Genomic DNA, 14,134 nt, shown 5'->3' with positions numbered 1-14,134 from the left:
GACCCATGACCGAGATCATTCGATTCGTGACGGACGAAGACGACCTATCCGCCTGTCTTGCCCTGCGGCATGAGGTTTTCGTGCGTGAACAGGGCGTCAGCCCTGCCGATGAGCTGGACGGCATGGATGCGGAATGTCTGCACATCCTCGCCCGGATCGGGGGGCAGCCCGTGGGGGCGGCCCGGATCCTGATCCGCGATGAGGTGGCCAAGATCGGGCGGGTCTGCGTTTTGCCCGCGATGCGCGGCAGCGGGCTTGGCGGACGGATGCTGGACGTGATGCTGGCGGAACTGGCCGAGATGCCGCAGGTGCGGCGCGCCAGGCTCGGCTCGCAGATCGCCGCGATCACGCTCTACGCCCGCGCCGGGTTTCAGCCGGTCGGTCCGCGCTACATGGAGGCCGGGCTGGAGCATCAGGACATGGAACTTTCGCTATAGGGGAATGTCCGCTGTAGGGAAACGTCCGCAGCCGCCGCGCCTATATCACCGCGAGCGCACGCTCCATTCCCGCACCGATGCGCAGCAGGGCCTCCTCCTGCAAGGGGCCGCGCATGGCGGTGATGCCGCACATCGGCGTGGCCGTGGGCAATTGCAACGCCGCCAGTCCCATCAGGTTGGCGATCCGCGTGTTTCGCAGCGCCATGAGGTTCTGCGCCCTGTAATATGCGCCGTCGCTGGCCAGCCGCGCGATGTCGGGGGGCAGGATAGGCGCGCTGGGGATCAGGACAGCATCATAGGTGGCCGTCGCGGCGGCATACTCGGCCCGCAATGCGCTCACGGTGGTCCGGGCGCGCAGATACTCCACCGCGCTGACATCCGCACCGGCGCGAAAACGCTCGCGCACCTCGGCGAACATCAATTCCGGCGCGCTTTCGATCAATTCACCCTGAATGGCATAGGCTTCGGGCGCGAACAGCTTGGCCGAGAGCGGCATGGCGCGGGCCACCGCGTCGATCTTGCCGCGCACGATACTGGCCCCTGCCGTGGCGAGGCGGTCCACGGCATCCTCGAACGCGGACAGCGGCGCATCGTCGATCTCTTCCAAGGCGGATGTCTCCAACACCAGAAACCGTTTGCCGCGCACCTCGCACGCCTTCAGATCGACGGGCTTGCCCCCCTCGATCAGGGCGAGGGTGGCCGCTGCGTCCTCGACCGTTCGGCACAACGGGCCGATGGAATCGAAGAAGGTCGCCAATGGAACCACCCCGCGCAGCGACACGCGCGGGGCCGTCGTCTTCAGCCCGATCAGATCGTTCCACGCCGCAGGCACCCGCACCGATCCGCCGGTATCCGATCCGATGCCCGCCGCCGCCAGCCCGAACGCGACAGAGGTCGCCGCCCCCGAGGACGATCCCCCCGGCGCCAGCGCGGGATCGTGGATATTGGGCGGCGTCGCCGTGATCGGGTTGTAGCCCAGCCCGGCAAAGGCGAGTTCCGTCAGATGCGTCTTGCCCAGACAGACCGATCCGCCCAGCGTGGCGGCGCGCAGCACGTCCGCGTCATGGGCCGGAATGCGGTCCTTCATCAGGGCGGTTCCGGCCTCGGTCCGGGTTCCGGCGCTGTCGATCAAGTCCTTCCATGAGATCGGAACCCCGTCGAGCGGCCCCCGGCGGGTGCCGCTGCGTGCCCGCCTGTGTGCGGCCTCCGCCTCCGCCCGCGCGCGCTGTGGCGTGGTACATGTATAGATCCGATCCGCGTCGGGATGGGTCGCGATGGCCTCCAGAAAAGCCTCCGCCACATCGCGCGGATCGAGCGTTCCCGCGTCGATCTCCCGGCCAAGGTCACAGGCGGGGCGAAAAGTCAGGTCGTTCGTCATGGGCATCTCCGGATCGCTTTGTCGCACGCTATCGAGAGCGGACACGATGGACAATTCCCGTGCGCGCGCCCTAGATAAACGGACATGGAAAAAGATACAGATATCGCCATCGTCGGCGGCGGCCTGAACGGCCCTCTCCTCGCCCTAGCGCTGAGCCGTGCGGGATTCCACGTCACCGTGCTGGATGCCGTTCCGGTCGAAGTGCACACCGATCCGGATTTCGATGGACGGTCCTATGCTCTCGCACTCGGCTCGCAGAACCTGCTGCGGGCGCTGGGCCTGTGGGACGGTCTGGCCGACATGGCGCAACCGATCGAGGATATCGTGGTCGCGGACGGACGCGCCGGGTTTGGCGCGACGGCGCACCACGTGCATTTCGACCATCATGAGCTGGAGGAGGGCCCCTTCGGCGTGATGGTCGAGGATCGACACTTGCGTTCCGCGCTGATGGCGGCGGTTCAGGCTGACGACCGGATCGAGATGCGCGCCCCGGCCCGCGTTGTGGCACAGCAGACCGACACCCGGGGCGCCGCCCTGACATTGGAGGATGGCACGGTTCTGACCTGCAAGCTGATTGTCGGGTGCGATGGTCGCGGGTCCGATACGGCCAGCCGCGCGGGAATTCGGCGAATGCAGACGGATTACCATCAGACCAGTCTGGTCTGCGCGCTGGAGCATGAGCACCCTCATGACGGGGTGGCGCATCAGATGTTCTTCGCGCAGGGGCCGCTGGCGATCCTGCCCCTGCGCGGCAACCGCGTGTCCATCGTCTGGACGGAAAGCACAGAGCGGGCGCAGGCGATACAGGCGCTGGACGATGACAACTATCTGGCCGCCCTCGCGCCGCGTTTCGGTGATTTTCTGGGCGATGTCCAGCTATCAGGCGCGCGCTTCGCCTATCCGCTGGGGCTGAGCCTGGCCGAGCACTGGACGGCGGAGCGTGTGGTGCTGGTCGGGGATGCCGCGCATGGGATTCATCCGCTGGCCGGGCAGGGGCTGAACTTGGGCGTGCGCGACGTGGCAACCCTGGCCGAGGTGCTGACCGACGCCAAAAGGCGCGGCGAGGACTGGGCGCGCGGCCCGGTGCTGGAGCGTTATGCCCGGTGGCGGCGGTTCGACACAGCGGGTCTGGCAATGGCCACCGACGGGCTGAACCGTCTGTTCTCCAATGACAACACGCTGCTGCGCGGTTTGCGCGATCTTGGCCTGGGTGCGGTAAACGCGACTGCGCCCCTGCGCCGGGGCTTCATGCGTGAGGCAGCCGGGCTTGGCGGCGATCTGCCCCGTCTGATGCGGGGGCGCCCTTTGTAGGCGTTGCCTCCGGCGGGGATATTTCGGGAAAGTGAAAACCGAGGTCCTGCGCGTCGGACTGGACCGGAGGGCGTGTTCGGGGCTATGGTGGAAGGTGAAACGGGGCGCAATGATCCCGGTCACGAGGCACATATGCAGTATCCCCAGCGGTTTTCCGATTTGCCGGAATATGCTTTCCCGCGCCTGCGCGCGCTGCTCGACCCGGTGTCGCCGGGGGGCGAGCCTTTGCCGATGTCCATTGGGGAGCCGATGCATCCTTTGCCGCCCATGTTGGACGAAGTGCTGGCGCAAAACACCGCCGGCTTTGCAAAGTACCCGCCGAACGAGGGGGTGCCGGCCCTGCGCAACGCCATCTGCGATTGGGTGTCGCGCCGTTATCAGGTGGAACTGGACGCGGATCGGCATATCCTGCCCCTGAACGGAACGCGCGAGGGGCTGTTCGCGGCCTGTATCGCGCTGGTGCCGGAAACCAAGAACGGCGCGCGGCCTGTCGTGTTGCTGCCAAACCCATTCTATCAATGCTACGCGGTGTCCGCGATGACCGCCGGGGCTCAGCCCGTCTATGTTCCCGCCACCGCCGACAATGGCTTCCTGCCGGATTTCGCAGCCGTGCCACGGGATTTGCTGGAGCGGACGGCCGCAGTCTACATGTGCTCACCGGCCAATCCGCAAGGGGCGGTCGCGGATGAGTCCTATTGGAACGATCTGCTGAACCTGGCGGAGGAACATGATTTCCGCATCTTCGCGGATGAATGCTATTCAGAAATCTACCGCGATGCACCGCCCGTCGGTGCCCTGAGCGTGGCGCGCGATCACGACCCCGAGCGGGTGATGGCATTCCACAGCCTGTCGAAGCGGTCGAACCTGCCGGGCCTGCGATCCGGCTTCTGCGCAGGCGGGCCGCGCACCATCGCGGCGATGAAGCAGCTCCGCTCCTATGCTGGGGCGCCCCTGCCGATCCCGGCGCAGATGGCGGCGGCGGCGGTCTGGGCGGATGAGGCGCATGTCAGGGCAAACCGCGCCTTGTATGCCGAGAAGTTCGATCTGGCGGACCGCACTCTGGCGGACATGCCGGGCTATACGTCACCGCAGGCGGGGTTCTTCCTGTGGATCGCGGTGCGCGATGATGAGGAAATGACCGTAAGACTGTGGCGCGAGGACGGGGTGAAGGTTCTGCCCGGCTCGTATCTCAGCCGCGATACCGATCCGCGGCTGGGCGGTGGCAATCCGGGTGCGGGCTATATCCGGGTGGCGCTGGTCGCGCCCAAACAGGACGTCGCGCGTGGCTTGCAGGCGATCCGCGTACAGATCGAGAGCGAACGAGGAGCAGCGACATGACCTATTTTACGTCGAACCGCACACGCGATCCCTTCATCCCCTCGGGCTTGCAGGCCGCGCTGGGGCAGGGGGCGGGGCGCGCGCTCGGGCTGTTTCTGATCGTTCTGGCGCTGCTCATCTGCGCGATGCTGTGGACGTGGACGCCGGACGATCCCAGCTTTTTCAACTCGGTGGACCGGGCCCCGCAAAACGCGCTGGGCCATGTCGGTGCCAGCATTTCCGAAGTGCTGATGCGCGCGATCGGGTGGGCCGCATGGGCGCTGCCGGTCAGTCTCGGCGTCTGGGGCTGTCGCCTCACTTTGAGGCGTGGCGAGGGCAGGTTCGTTCCGGGGATCATGCTGCTGTTGCCGGTGATCGCGCTGACGGCGGTCTTTGCCGCGATGCACCTGCCGCCGGTGCGCTGGCTGCCTGATTATGGTCTGGGCGGGCAATTCGGTGATGGCATCGGGGCACTGGCGCTGGCCGTCATGCCGCTGTCGATGACGCTGGCGGTTCCTGTCCTTGCCGTGGTGCTGGGCATTGCGTTGATCGTGCTGGGCTCGATCGCGCTGGGTGTCGATCGGGCGGAATGGCAAAGTGTCGTGAGGTTCCTGCGGACCGGGCTGGGATCCGCGCTGGACGGGGTCGTCGCGGTGGGTGGCTTGATCTGGGCGCAACGCAGTCGTCTGACCCGCCCGGAAAGGGAGCCGGTTGCAGAACCAGTTAAGACCCGCCGCGCCGAACCCGGTTTCGACGCCGCCAGGGCTGAGGATACCGAAACGCCGCGTCCCGATACGGCGAACCTGATGCAGCGTCTGCGCGCGACCCACGATGGTGACGCGGACGGTGAAATGGACGAGGATGATCACGTGTTGGATGAGGAGGTCGCGCCCGCCCGCACCGATCCGACCTTCCGCCCTGTCGTGCAGCACAAGCCGGTCAAGCCGCCCGTCAAAAGCCGCACCGCGCAGGAGGAGGAGCAACCCCGCCTAGGCTTCGAGCCCGAGGGTGAGGTCGAAGCCTATGACCGACCGGCGCTGTCCTTGCTGGAAAGCACCGCAGGCATCGTGCGCCAGCATCTTAGCGATGAGGCGCTGGAGCAGAACGCCCGCATGCTGGAAAGCGTGCTGGACGATTACGGCATCCGGGGGGAGATTGTGTCGGTCAAACCCGGGCCTGTCGTCACGATGTACGAGCTGGAACCGGCGCCGGGCCTCAAGGCGTCGCGGGTCATCGGACTTGCCGATGACATCGCGCGGTCAATGTCTGCCCTGGCGGCGCGAGTCTCCACCGTGCCGGGCCGCAGCATCATCGGCATCGAATTGCCCAATGAAAACAGGGAGAAGGTCCTGCTGCGCGAGATCCTCTCCGCCGCGTCCTATGGCGACAGCAAGCACAAGCTGCCGCTGGCGCTGGGCAAGGATATCGGCGGCGACCCGATTGTCGCGAACCTCGCCCGTATGCCGCATTTGCTGATCGCGGGAACCACGGGATCGGGCAAGTCCGTGGCGATCAACACGATGATCCTCAGCCTGCTCTACCGTCTGGGGCCGGAGGATTGCCGGATGATCATGATCGACCCTAAGATGCTGGAACTCAGCGTCTATGACGGCATTCCCCATCTGCTCAGCCCGGTCGTCACCGATCCGAAAAAGGCTGTCGTGGCCCTGAAATGGACCGTGGCGGAGATGGAGGAGCGCTATCGCAAGATGTCCAAGATGGGCGTTCGCAACATCGACGGCTACAACAGCAAGGTGGCGGATGCGCTGGCGAAGGGTGAGAACTTCTCACGCACCGTGCAGACCGGATTTGATGAGGATACCGGTGAGCCGATTTTCGAGACGGAGGAGTTCGCCCCCGAAAAGATGCCGTTCATCGTCGTAATCGTGGATGAGATGGCCGATCTGATGATGGTCGCGGGTAAGGAAATCGAGGCTTGTATTCAACGCCTTGCGCAGATGGCGCGGGCGTCGGGTATCCATCTGATCATGGCGACGCAGCGTCCATCGGTGGATGTTATCACCGGTACGATCAAGGCGAACTTTCCGACGCGGATTTCCTTTCAGGTCACATCCAAGATCGATTCCCGCACCATTTTGGGAGAGATGGGGGCGGAGCAGTTGCTGGGCATGGGTGACATGCTCTACATGGCCGGCGGCGGTCGGGTGACGCGGGTTCACGGGCCCTTCGTTTCTGACGAGGAGGTCGAGGACGTCGTCAATCACCTCAAGGCGCTGGGTGCCCCCGAATACGTCTCGGGCGTGGTGGACGGTCCCGATGATGAAGCTGAAAGCGATATTGACCTTGTTCTGGGCCTCGGCGGCAATACCGGGTCGGAGGACGCCCTTTACGATCAAGCGGTTGGCATCGTCGCGCGCGACCGGAAATGTTCGACCAGCTATATCCAGCGCAAACTGGCCATCGGCTATAACAAGGCCGCGCGCCTAGTTGAGCAGATGGAGGATAACGGCGTCGTCTCACAAGCTAACAAGGTTGGCAAACGTGACATTCTGGTGCCGGAAATCGCGAATGGACATTCCTGATTTCGCCATCACGACGCTGTTGGTCGTGATCTATTTTGGTTGGATGAATCACTGGACATATCAAGGGTTTGCGCAGGACAAGGCACGATCCCTGAACGGTGAGTGGCGCATCCCCGAATACGCGCTGCTACGATGGACGGCACGCGGCGGCGCACCGGCGGCGTACTATGCGCGACGGACATTGCGGCACAAGACGCGCAAGGAACCGTTTTCCAGCCAACTCAGACGGATCGCAATTCGACAAGCCATCTGGGTGCCTTGCGTTCTGACTCTTGTATATTGGACGAATCCGGTAGGGCTTATGCGTGAGCATGAGATAGTCTCAAAGACTATCGCCGCGGTGATGACGGAAACGAAAGAGCCAGCCTTGGAGGTGCAGAAAGAGCGACCTATCGTGGTTTGGCGGCGTAGCGAATGAAGCTGCCCGTATGAGAATTAATTAGGCTAACCCTCACACCTGCTTCTTCACGAACTGTGTCAGGATGACGATCCGTTCACCGTTCACGCGGCCCTCGATCTGCTCGCCGTTGTCGGGGACGAGGGTTATGCCGCGCACGGCGGTGCCACGCTTGGCGGTTTTGCTGGAGCCCTTGACGTTCAGATCCTTGATGAGCGTTACCGTGTCGCCGTCCGCCAGCGCCGCGCCATTGCTGTCACGATGGGTTGGCTCCACCACAGGCGCAGGCGCACGTAGTTCGGCCCAGGCCTGCGTCTCCTCATCCAGCCAAAGCTGCGATTTCAGATCCGCTGCCCAGTCGAGCCGCTGCAATCCGCTGAGGATACGCCACGCGACGACCTGCACGGGTGGCACGGGGGTCCACATCGTCCGCTCCAGCGCGCGCCAGTGATCCGGGGTGCCCAGGTCGCGCGCCTCCAACCGACCCCGGCATTCACCGCAGGTCAGCACGGCGGCGCTGTCAGCATAGCCCTCGGGCGGGGTCAGGGCGAACGGTGCGAGATCCTCGGTCCCGCGGCACAGTTCGCACGCGCCGTCCGCACGGGTCATAAGGTCGTCGATCTGGGCCATAGGTGCACTCCCCCACAAGGTTTCCCCGGCCTTAGCACTTGCGCGGGCCGACCTCTACCCACGCTCTACCCACGGATGCCCCGCGCGGAAATATCTCCCGTCGACAGGTGCGGGGGGCCTTCTCGAAAGGCTCGCGTCAAAGTTATCCGCGACATATGGAACGGAAGCTCATGCTCACGCATATGTAGGGAATGGATAGACGCAATTTCATAGCGGGCCTGACGGCCCTTGGTGCAAGTGGCCTCGCGACGGCAGGTCATGCGCAGGGAGCGGATGAACTCGCACGGATCGACGCATATCTGAACGCGATGCGATCCGCACAGGGAACGTTCGTTCAGTTCAATTCGGACGGTTCCAGCTCGCAGGGCGAATACTGGATCAAGAAGCCGGGCCTGATGAAGTTCGAATATGCCGACCCGCATCCGCATGTCATAGTGGCGGATGGAACCTGGGTGGCAGTCGTGGATCGCGCTTCGAACGACGAACCGCACCAATATCCCATCAGTCAAACCCCATTGAACCTGATCCTGCGCGATCGGATTGATCTGCTGAATTCAGGCGCGGTGCAGCGGGTCGTCAAGTCGGGCAGCCGCACGACGCTGATGGCGGTGGACCCGAATGAGCGGGATACAGGCTCGCTCGAACTGGTCTTCGATGAGAACCCGCTCGCCCTGCGCGAATGGGTCACGATCAATCCGCAAGGTCAGCGCACGACCGTGCGGTTGAACTCGATGCAGCAGAATGTCGAACTGCCGCGCCGCATGTTCTCGATCCAGGCCGAGGCGCGGCGCTAAAAACCTCCTTTTCGGAGGGGGCAATCGGTGACTGGCGGGTTGTGTGCCGCATGGCAACCCGCCAGAATGAGCGTAACGTCACGTTCGTGCCCGGAAAGGGCTTCCATGCAGCTCTACCTGCCAATCGCCGAGGTTTCGGTCAATCTGTTCCTGTTGCTGGGCCTTGGCCTGATCGTGGGCATATTGTCCGGCATGTTCGGTGTCGGCGGCGGGTTCCTGCTGACGCCGCTGCTGATCTTCATCGGTATCCCGCCGGCTGTCGCGGTGGCCACGCAGGCGCCGCAGATTACTGGGTTGAGCTTTTCAGGCGCGCTGGCGCATCTGAGGCGGCGAACCGTCGATATCAAGATGGGGCTTGTCCTGCTGGCAGGGGGCCTGCTCGGGTCGCTGGTCGGGGTGCGCATCTTCAAGTTGTTGAGCGAACTGGGGCAGGTCGAACTGCTCGTATCGCTGTGCTATGTCGTCTTTCTGGGCGTCATCGGCGGGCTGATGTTCATCGAGAGCGTCAACACGTTGCGCAAGTCGCGAAAACCCGGCCACGTGCCCGTGCGCAAACGGCACGTCTGGGTGCATCGCCTGCCGATCAAGATGCGATTTCGGACGTCGCACCTGTATATTTCAGCTATACCGCCATTCGCCATCGGATTTGTCGTCGGTATCCTGTCGGCCATCATGGGGGTGGGCGGCGGCTTCATCATGGTGCCGGCGATGATCTATCTGATCGGAATGCCGACAGCGGTGGTCGTGGGCACCTCGCTGTTTCAGATCATGTTCGTGACGGCCTTCACCACCATCCTGCACGCGACTCAGAACTATACCGTGGATACCCTGCTGGCGCTGCTGTTGCTGCTGGGCGGCGTGATCGGGGCGCAGATCGGGGCGATCATCGCGGTCAAGCTGAAGGCAGAGCAGTTGCGCATCGCCCTCGCGGGGATGGTGCTGGCCGTCTGTCTGAAGCTGGCCTTCGATCTGGTCGTGACGCCGGCGGATCTGTATTCCCTGACGGGGCAGATGTGATGCGGGGCTGGCTGATCGCACTGATGTTTCTGGCCACTCTGGGCGTCGCCCGGGCCGAGGAAGTCGTCGCCGGGTTGAGCCAGAATCAGGTTTCGATCACGGCGTTTTTCGACGGCTCCGAGATTTTCGTGTTCGGCGCGGTGAAGCGGGAAGCGCCGCCGCCGCCGGGGGCTGGTCCCTTGCAGGTCCTCGTCTCCATCGTCGGGCCGGTGGGGCCGGTCACGGTGCGGCGCAAGGAACGTGTGGCGGGGATCTGGGTCAACACGGATGAGGTCGTGGTCGATCGTGCACCCTATTTCTATGCCAATGCCTCCACCGTTCCGCTACGCGAGATGCTGTCGCACACCGATCAGATGCGGCACAGGATCGGATTGCAATGGCTGGTCGGTCTGCGCGGCACGCCCGAGGATATCGCCAATCCCTTCGATTTTCGCGATTCCGTCGTGCGTCTGCGCAGCAATCAGGGGCTGTACAGGGAGCTGCCCGGCGCGGTGCGATTGCTGGAGGATACGCTATTCGACGTGTCCGTCCCCCTGCCGGCCAATCTGGTCGAGGGGGATTACACCGCACGGGTTTTCCTGACCCGCGACCGGAATGTCGTGGACAGTTTCGAGACGAACATCACGGTCCGTCGTGGCGGGTTGGAGGATTGGATCTATCGGCTCGCCCATGATCACCCCTTGATCTATGGCGTGTTGTCCGTGGCGCTGGCACTGGGGCTTGGCTGGGCTGCGGCGGCGGTGTTCAGATATGTGCGAAGCTAGGGCGATTGCCCGGATCAAACGGTTTCCGTCACCCGGCGGCATATCGCTATCGTTCCGGTTCGGGTGCAAGCGACGAAGGATGATGCGATGACTGCCCCTCGACACGTGCTGCGAGAGATGTTCGATGCTGCGGTGGCCGCGGCGCTGCCCGCGCGCACGCTTGCGGCGCATCTGCCCGTGAAACCTGCGGGACGGGTCGTGGTGGTCGGCGCGGGGAAAGCCTCCGCCGCGATGGGGGCCGCGTTGGAGGCCGCGTGGGGCCCGTGCGAGGGCTTGATCGTCACGCGCTACGATCATGCGGTGCCCTGCGCCGGGATCGAGATCGTCGAGGCCGCGCACCCGGTGCCGGATCAGGCGGGTGCCGATGCGGCGGCGCGAATCTTGGGCCTGGCGCAGGGTTTGGGTGAGGGCGACCTGATGATCGCGCTGATCTCGGGCGGGGGATCGTCGCTGCTGTCGCTGGGGGCGCCTGGAGTTTCCCTCACCGACAAGCAGACGCTCAACCGTGTGCTGCTGGCCTCCGGCGCGTCGATTGATGAGATGAATTGCGTGCGAAAGCATGTGTCTGCGATCAAGGGCGGGCGTCTGGCGGCGGCGGCCTATCCGGCGCGGGTGCTGACGTTGGTCATCTCGGACGTGCCGGGTGACGATCCCTCGCACATCGCCTCGGGACCGACGGTGCCTGATGCCACGACATTGCAACAGGCGCGTGAGATCGTGGCCCGCTACCGAATGGTGCTGCCCGACAGCGTTAACGTCGCCCTGAACGACGCTGCGAACGAAACGCCCAAGGAGTTGTCGCGGGCCGAGTTGCGGATGATCGCGACGCCCATGACCTCGCTTCGGGCGGGGCAGGCGGTGTGCCCGCTGCCTTGCCTGATCCTGGGCGACGCGATCGAGGGCGAGGCCCGCGAGGTCGGGCGCGCCATGGCCGGGATCGCGCTGAGCGTGCGCCAGCACGGCGTGCCCATCGCGCCGCCCTGCGTGCTGTTGTCCGGCGGGGAAACCACGGTGACTCTGCCCGCTGACGCCACGGGACGCGGTGGCCGGAACGTGGAGTTCCTAATGGGCCTGATGGACGGGCTGGACGGCGCGCCGGGCATTCACGCCATCGCCTGCGATACAGACGGCGTGGATGGCGCGGCGGAGGTTGCAGGCGCCTTGATCGGACCGGACAGCGACCGCACCCGATTGCAGGCCGCGATGCAGGCCTATGACGGACACGGCTTCTTTGCCAGCATCGACGCACAGGTCATCACCGGCCCGACCCTGACCAACGTCAACGATTTTCGCGCCATTCTGATCGAGTGAGGAGAATGGTACCGACACCCCGGCTCGAACGGGGGACCTCTTGATCCACAATCAAGCGCTCTAACCTACTGAGCTATGTCGGCACTGCCCCGCGAGATACCGCTCGATTCTTCCGAATGCAAGGGGCGATCTGGACAGAGCACGTTCCGCGCGATAGGGCAGCGAAAAAGGAGAACGCTCATGGGCATCAACAGCGAAAGCGATATTGCAGCCAATATCCAGATCGGACCGACCGATCAGGGGATGGTCCGGCTTTACGTCGAAGCCGCAGGTGTGGACCTGCCGCTGGACTTCGACGCGGACGAGGCGGAGGAGATCGCCGAGGAACTGCGCGCCGCCGCCGCGCAGGCCCGCGTCGTGGCCGAAAGGATGGCCAAGAAGAAGCGGTAATCCGTTTTGAAGCGGAATCTGCCCTCCACGCGTTCATTCGCCAGATGGAGGTATTCTCATGAGCAAGGTTGATGACGCACGCCGACAGGCGATGATCAATACGACGACGCCCGGAATCTATGATGCAGGCGGGCAGGCGATGACCCCGGCACAGGCCGAACGGCTGCGGGCCTTGAGCACCGTATGCGGTGAGGATTTCGACGCTTCTTTGTCCGAAGCGGACGCGGCGGTTCGGATCGAGCAGTTGGAAAAGCGGGCTTCGCAGGAATGAGGGGGGCCTGCCGCGCATGACGCGGCAGGCCGTTTCCTGTCAGGTCGTGTTGGCGCCTCGGGTCAACTGCCCATCCAGGTCTGAAACAGCAATCCGCACAGGAACGCCCCACTGAGCGACAGCGCGATGTAGAGCGTAAAGACCTTGGGCCGGACCAGAGCCCAGACGGCAATCGCGGCAGGCAGGGAGGTGACCCCTCCGGCCACGAGGAAGGCCAACCCCGCGCCTGGCGCCATGCCCTGCTCCAGCATTCCGCCGATCAGGGGCAGCGCGGCGTAGCCGTTCAGGTAGGCCGGAACCCCCACCACCGTCGCCAAGGCGATGGGACCGATGCCCGTCCCGCCCAATGTGTTCGCGATGACTTCCGCCGGAACAAAGGTCAGCATCAGGCTTTCCAGTAGAAAGGCGAGCACCAGCCATTTTGCAAGAAACAGTGTGGTCTTGACGGCTTCGCGTCCGAATTTTGCGCGACGTTCGGGGGCGGTCCAGAACTTCCAGACGACCGGTTGCGGCGTGCGGAGGTTCGACGCACCACAGCCGCCGTTCCCGATGCCCGCCCGCAGCGGATCGGCCAGCGCGCCACCGCGTGCCAGCAGATAAATCACGAGTCCCCCCATGACGCCCAGACCGATGGCGGCCAGCGTTTTCGCAATGGCGAACTCGGTGCCGAGGACCCCGGTGGTCAGAACGAACATCGAAGGGTCCATGATGGGGGAGGCGAGCCAGAACGCCATCACGGCGGATAGCGGCACGCCCATGCTCAGCAAGGCCGCGATCAACGGGATGACCCCGCATGAACAGAACGGCGACAGCCCGCCCGCCAGCGCGGCAAGCCCGATCATCAGCAAGGGGGACCCGGTGAAGACCCGCGCGATCAGGCTGTCCGCCCCCGTCGCCCCGGCCCATGCCGCGATGGCGATCGACAGGATGAGGAACGGGGCGGTGTGCAGTAGCGCGTCGAGCGTGAAGGCAAGGCTGAACCGGGCCTGCGCGGGCGACAGGATCGCCAGCAGGATCAGGATCGTGATACTGGCCAGCCAGACCTTATTTCGCTTCAGGCCTTCGAAGGTCGGGTTGGGTTTGTGAGGGATTGCCGTATCGATCATGTCTAAATATCCAGTTTTATGGTTTTTATGCGTACCGTTCGGCGTGTGCCGAGTTAGGTTCAGACCATGGCTTCGGTTCGGCGCGGCGTAACGCCCGTGCAGCATTCGGACTTGAGGAAATCGAGAACGCGGTTCATCTCGACGAAATCGACGCGGCTGACCACATCGCGCCCCTGCTTTTCCTGCGCGACCAGTCCCGCATCCACCAATGTGCGCAGATGATGCGCCAGGGTCGAGGCGGCAAGGTCCAACTCGCCCCGTATTTCACCAACGGTCAGGCCGTCAGGTCCAGCCTTGACCAACAGACGAAAGATCGCGAGTCGGGCGTCATGACCGAGCGCGGCGAGGGAACGGGCGGTGGGGCTTGATATGCTCATACAGATATAAATAACCAGTTTTATGGTTATGTCAAGCGGACACGACAAGCCTTGCCACAATCGTGCTAAGCGCAACGAGGACCGCTGATCT

At 64.2% G+C, this 14,134-nt stretch carries 15 protein-coding genes and 1 tRNA gene; 11 read left to right on the top strand and 5 right to left on the bottom strand.

Annotated elements, in window-relative coordinates:
• Positions 1-5: 5 nt before the first annotated feature.
• On the top strand, positions 6-437 hold the full coding sequence (locus G8E03_RS14265) for a GNAT family N-acetyltransferase (RefSeq protein ID WP_166193335.1): 432 nt from the start codon (positions 6-8) through the stop codon (positions 435-437).
• A gap of 40 nt (positions 438-477) precedes the next feature.
• Here G8E03_RS14265 and G8E03_RS14260 read toward each other — a convergent pair whose 3' ends face one another.
• Positions 478-1,815: an amidase gene (locus G8E03_RS14260; protein ID WP_166193332.1), complete on the bottom strand. Its 1,338-nt coding sequence runs from the start codon at positions 1,813-1,815 to the stop codon at positions 478-480.
• A gap of 84 nt (positions 1,816-1,899) precedes the next feature.
• Here G8E03_RS14260 and G8E03_RS14255 point away from each other — a divergent pair, with 84 nt between their 5' ends.
• From G8E03_RS14255 to G8E03_RS14240, 4 genes are all read left to right on the top strand, one after another.
• Entirely contained in the window at positions 1,900-3,126 is a 1,227-nt protein-coding gene (locus G8E03_RS14255; RefSeq protein ID WP_166193329.1) for a UbiH/UbiF/VisC/COQ6 family ubiquinone biosynthesis hydroxylase, read from the top strand.
• Between the two features lie 132 nt (positions 3,127-3,258).
• Positions 3,259-4,464 (top strand): aminotransferase class I/II-fold pyridoxal phosphate-dependent enzyme, encoded by a 1,206-nt coding sequence (locus G8E03_RS14250; RefSeq protein ID WP_166194300.1) that lies wholly within the window; start codon positions 3,259-3,261, stop codon positions 4,462-4,464.
• A complete protein-coding gene (locus G8E03_RS14245) occupies positions 4,461-6,986 on the top strand; it encodes a DNA translocase FtsK (protein WP_166193326.1) in 2,526 nt (841 codons plus the stop codon). The genes G8E03_RS14250 and G8E03_RS14245 overlap by 4 nt, the downstream gene beginning before the upstream one ends.
• Positions 6,973-7,404 (top strand): DUF1294 domain-containing protein, encoded by a 432-nt coding sequence (locus G8E03_RS14240; protein WP_205793144.1) that lies wholly within the window; start codon positions 6,973-6,975, stop codon positions 7,402-7,404. The genes G8E03_RS14245 and G8E03_RS14240 overlap by 14 nt, the downstream gene beginning before the upstream one ends.
• A gap of 33 nt (positions 7,405-7,437) precedes the next feature.
• Here the strand turns inward: G8E03_RS14240 and G8E03_RS14235 are convergent, their stop codons facing one another.
• Entirely contained in the window at positions 7,438-8,013 is a 576-nt protein-coding gene (locus G8E03_RS14235) for a PhnA domain-containing protein (protein ID WP_166193323.1), read from the bottom strand.
• Positions 8,014-8,204: 191 nt separating this feature from the next.
• Here G8E03_RS14235 and G8E03_RS14230 point away from each other — a divergent pair, with 191 nt between their 5' ends.
• The 4 genes from G8E03_RS14230 (at position 8,205) to G8E03_RS14215 (ending at position 11,899) form a co-directional block, all read left to right on the top strand.
• Positions 8,205-8,807 carry a LolA family protein gene (locus G8E03_RS14230; RefSeq protein ID WP_166193320.1) on the top strand — a complete coding sequence of 201 codons (603 nt, stop codon included), beginning with the start codon at positions 8,205-8,207 and terminating at the stop codon, positions 8,805-8,807.
• Positions 8,808-8,912: 105 nt separating this feature from the next.
• Entirely contained in the window at positions 8,913-9,824 is a 912-nt protein-coding gene (locus tag G8E03_RS14225) for a sulfite exporter TauE/SafE family protein (RefSeq protein WP_166193317.1), read from the top strand.
• The gene (locus G8E03_RS14220; RefSeq protein WP_166193314.1) at positions 9,824-10,588 is read left to right on the top strand and encodes a TIGR02186 family protein; all 765 of its coding nucleotides are present in this window, start codon (positions 9,824-9,826) and stop codon (positions 10,586-10,588) included. The genes G8E03_RS14225 and G8E03_RS14220 overlap by 1 nt, the downstream gene beginning before the upstream one ends.
• Positions 10,589-10,675: 87 nt before the next feature.
• A complete protein-coding gene (locus G8E03_RS14215) occupies positions 10,676-11,899 on the top strand; it encodes a glycerate kinase type-2 family protein (protein WP_166193311.1) in 1,224 nt (407 codons plus the stop codon).
• A 6-nt stretch (positions 11,900-11,905) separates the two neighbouring features.
• On the opposite strand, the gene G8E03_RS14210 is transcribed toward G8E03_RS14215, so the two are convergent.
• Positions 11,906-11,982: transfer RNA gene (locus G8E03_RS14210), tRNA-His, on the bottom strand.
• A gap of 97 nt (positions 11,983-12,079) precedes the next feature.
• On the opposite strand from G8E03_RS14210, the gene G8E03_RS14205 reads away from it, so the two are divergent.
• Together G8E03_RS14205 and G8E03_RS14200 are read left to right on the top strand one after the other, a co-directional pair.
• Positions 12,080-12,289, top strand: coding sequence for a DUF6324 family protein (locus G8E03_RS14205; RefSeq protein ID WP_166193308.1), 210 nt, complete (start codon positions 12,080-12,082; stop codon positions 12,287-12,289).
• Positions 12,290-12,347: 58 nt separating this feature from the next.
• The gene (locus G8E03_RS14200) at positions 12,348-12,560 is read left to right on the top strand and encodes a DUF3072 domain-containing protein (RefSeq protein ID WP_166193305.1); all 213 of its coding nucleotides are present in this window, start codon (positions 12,348-12,350) and stop codon (positions 12,558-12,560) included.
• A gap of 62 nt (positions 12,561-12,622) precedes the next feature.
• Here the strand turns inward: G8E03_RS14200 and G8E03_RS14195 are convergent, their stop codons facing one another.
• Positions 12,623-13,666 carry a permease gene (locus G8E03_RS14195; RefSeq protein ID WP_166193302.1) on the bottom strand — a complete coding sequence of 348 codons (1,044 nt, stop codon included), beginning with the start codon at positions 13,664-13,666 and terminating at the stop codon, positions 12,623-12,625.
• 59 nt (positions 13,667-13,725) lie between these two features.
• A complete protein-coding gene (locus G8E03_RS14190; RefSeq protein WP_166193299.1) occupies positions 13,726-14,043 on the bottom strand; it encodes an ArsR/SmtB family transcription factor in 318 nt (105 codons plus the stop codon).
• Between the last annotated feature and the right edge of the window lie 91 nt (positions 14,044-14,134).

The organism is Pontivivens nitratireducens (assembly GCF_011290545.1).
Classification (GTDB): Bacteria; Pseudomonadota; Alphaproteobacteria; order Rhodobacterales; family Rhodobacteraceae; genus Pontivivens; species Pontivivens nitratireducens.
Note: the sequence above shows the minus strand (reverse complement) of the source record. Positions and strands in the feature narration are given on the sequence as shown.

Bases quoted from the DNA above. Each gene is read 5' to 3' on its own strand.
- G8E03_RS14235 (WP_166193323.1), bottom strand. From the start codon at position 8,013: ATGGCCCAGATCGACGACCTTATGACCCGTGCGGACGGCGCGTGCGAA.
- G8E03_RS14240 (WP_205793144.1), top strand. From the start codon at position 6,973: ATGGACATTCCTGATTTCGCCATCACGACGCTGTTGGTCGTGATCTAT.
- G8E03_RS14220 (WP_166193314.1), top strand. From the start codon at position 9,824: ATGCGGGGCTGGCTGATCGCACTGATGTTTCTGGCCACTCTGGGCGTC.
- G8E03_RS14245 (WP_166193326.1), top strand. From the start codon at position 4,461: ATGACCTATTTTACGTCGAACCGCACACGCGATCCCTTCATCCCCTCG.
- G8E03_RS14205 (WP_166193308.1), top strand. From the start codon at position 12,080: ATGGGCATCAACAGCGAAAGCGATATTGCAGCCAATATCCAGATCGGA.
- G8E03_RS14190 (WP_166193299.1), bottom strand. From the start codon at position 14,043: ATGAGCATATCAAGCCCCACCGCCCGTTCCCTCGCCGCGCTCGGTCAT.
- G8E03_RS14195 (WP_166193302.1), bottom strand. From the start codon at position 13,666: ATGATCGATACGGCAATCCCTCACAAACCCAACCCGACCTTCGAAGGC.
- G8E03_RS14250 (WP_166194300.1), top strand. From the start codon at position 3,259: ATGCAGTATCCCCAGCGGTTTTCCGATTTGCCGGAATATGCTTTCCCG.
- G8E03_RS14230 (WP_166193320.1), top strand. From the start codon at position 8,205: ATGGATAGACGCAATTTCATAGCGGGCCTGACGGCCCTTGGTGCAAGT.
- G8E03_RS14255 (WP_166193329.1), top strand. From the start codon at position 1,900: ATGGAAAAAGATACAGATATCGCCATCGTCGGCGGCGGCCTGAACGGC.
- G8E03_RS14260 (WP_166193332.1), bottom strand. From the start codon at position 1,815: ATGACGAACGACCTGACTTTTCGCCCCGCCTGTGACCTTGGCCGGGAG.
- G8E03_RS14215 (WP_166193311.1), top strand. From the start codon at position 10,676: ATGACTGCCCCTCGACACGTGCTGCGAGAGATGTTCGATGCTGCGGTG.
- G8E03_RS14265 (WP_166193335.1), top strand. From the start codon at position 6: ATGACCGAGATCATTCGATTCGTGACGGACGAAGACGACCTATCCGCC.
- G8E03_RS14200 (WP_166193305.1), top strand. From the start codon at position 12,348: ATGAGCAAGGTTGATGACGCACGCCGACAGGCGATGATCAATACGACG.
- G8E03_RS14225 (WP_166193317.1), top strand. From the start codon at position 8,913: ATGCAGCTCTACCTGCCAATCGCCGAGGTTTCGGTCAATCTGTTCCTG.